The 2,138-nt window shown below is 40.9% G+C and carries 3 protein-coding genes; all 3 read right to left on the reverse strand.

The genetic code is table 11. The features are described 5' to 3' along the window. Positions 1-124 precede the first annotated feature (124 nt). Positions 125-496, reverse strand: a complete 372-nt coding sequence (locus AC0YNZ_RS31340) for a hypothetical protein (RefSeq protein ID WP_475830268.1) — start codon at positions 494-496, stop codon at positions 125-127. A gap of 149 nt (positions 497-645) precedes the next feature. Then, positions 646-1,074 carry a hypothetical protein gene (locus tag AC0YNZ_RS31345; protein ID WP_475830269.1) on the reverse strand — a complete coding sequence of 143 codons (429 nt, stop codon included), beginning with the start codon at positions 1,072-1,074 and terminating at the stop codon, positions 646-648. A gap of 224 nt (positions 1,075-1,298) precedes the next feature. After that, on the reverse strand, positions 1,299-1,763 hold the full coding sequence (locus AC0YNZ_RS31350) for a DinB family protein (RefSeq protein ID WP_475830270.1): 465 nt from the start codon (positions 1,761-1,763) through the stop codon (positions 1,299-1,301). Positions 1,764-2,138: the final 375 nt, after the last annotated feature.

The raw sequence follows: 2,138 nt of genomic DNA on the forward strand, positions 1-2,138 counted from the left end.
TAAGAGCGCCTCCTTGATGGTGTCGGGTTTCAAGCCCGTGGACAAACCCATCATACCGAGACGCTCCTTTTTTGACAAAGCCCATTTCTTAGGCTATACAGGAATGTTTAGTTGAACATCAACTCTATTCAAATTCCCCATCTTCCCACATATGAATCCCCATGGACAAACCATCTCCGTCTGGAGCCAATTCGATTTCTTCTAGATATTCTCTTGTATTCTGGTCAAATACTCTTGCAATCAGCGCAAATTCAACCCCATAGTCCTTATCGATGCTACTGTCAATAACACCATCTAATAGCATCATGAAACCATACAAGGTATCACTAATAGCTTTTTCAGCAGCAAGTCTTTCCTCTACAGAGCAATTAGAATTAATTTTCTCTTTTGCGTATCCTTTAACGTTATCCATAAGTGTCTTGCCAAAGAAATGCCCCATTTTAATCCATCTAGCGTGTTCATCGATTGGCCACTCTTTGTAAATGCCTTCAGTCATTTTACAACCACTTCCTCCTATGTATTGAATGTATCCAGTTCCCTAATGCATATCAATTTTCTAATCTTGGTAGCCATCTCTGGCTGACTACCTTTCGTGTCATTATTGAGCTCTTGTACCCGTTAGTTCAATGATTCTTGTGATTTCCACTAGTCATAATACCCTTTTCTAAAAACGATTACTGCTTCTACAAATGCTCCAGGCTCCTCATCCTCATCATAATCAGGTGCATAAAGTCCAATACCAAGCTTATATGATGTAACTCCTATACTGTCTTCATGTTCTAACTCATTATCAAATTGCTCTAACCACTTCTTTGCTTCTATAAAAGGAACCCCATTTAAAGTTCTTCCATTGAATATAGCCTTTGTTGGCTGACAAAACTCAATAGCTTCGCAAAATCCATTTTCATCTGTATAGTAAGTAAAAACATCCGAATTAACAAAAAAGTCAGTATATGCCCCCCGAATATCATGCTTTTCATCTGGCTTCTCTGGCATTACGCTCCTGACTTGTTCTTTAGTCATTCCCAACGAAATAGGACCAGCATTTTCATATGGTTTTATATGAAAATCCATTAAACTACCCCCTATTAACTACTCTCACTCTCATTAATATACACCATTTACTACGCAATTCTGCCCGTTTAATGCGGAAAAGCTGCCCGATCAATACCGGCGGCCTCATGTGTTTGTGCCGAACTATCGTACCCGTTAGTTGAATGTCCTTCGTCCCGGGTGGTGCGATTTTCACATGATCTATAATGAAGAGTTTAGGCGAAACATATTAGGGTTTCATAATACTACATTTGCTGTTTAATGGCTTTAATCGTTGCAAAATGCATGCCTTCGTGATACAAACAAAAACTAAGGCACTCCTTAACTGTCGATAATTCAAGACCAGCTGAAGTAACAAATGGTTTCTCGAGATCTTCTTCTAGCCGGTGCTCCAGGGTTTGCTCAATCCGATCGATTTGCTTAGATAGCAAAAGAAAAATTTCACCCAAGCTAGGTACTTGCGTTCCCCAGTTTTCCGGCTTAGTCCCAGGAGAAAATAATTCTGCTAAATGCTTAGGCAATTCCATTTTTTCATTCGTTAGTGCAAAAGAGAACTTCTCATGAACAAGAAGAATGTGCCCAAGGTTCCACAGAATATTGTTGTTGAATCCTCGTGGTACAGTGCGTGTTTCTTCCTCGCTCATCCCTGTAACATGTTTTATCGTATTGCCTCGAACAAATCTTAATTGTTTAAAAAGGTAATTGACCATAGCTAATCCTCTCCTTTGGAAAAATGGTGTTTGCTAATTCGCCTAAGTACGTCCATATTTTAACATAGTCCACCGTAGATAACCGCCCGTTAGTAAACGCTAAGGAACAGTTTCAGGGCTTTCTTCATTCTTGCGCTCAAAGCAAGCAACCCTGCAGCCGGATAAGCGTCGGGCTACGTAGGGACGGTTTAAACAACATTCCGTCTTAGCGTAATTAAAAGGCAGCCGATCGTTTTGGCCGGCTGCCGCATTGGCTGTATTGAGCTCCCTCGGTACGATATAATTTTCTCACGAATGCTCGCTTATTCGCAGGATTTCGCCCTGTTGGTAAGGGGTGAAAGATTAGACGGGGAACTCCGTGTTAGACTTCGGCAA

Source organism: Paenibacillus sp. J2L1-98, assembly GCF_056269405.1.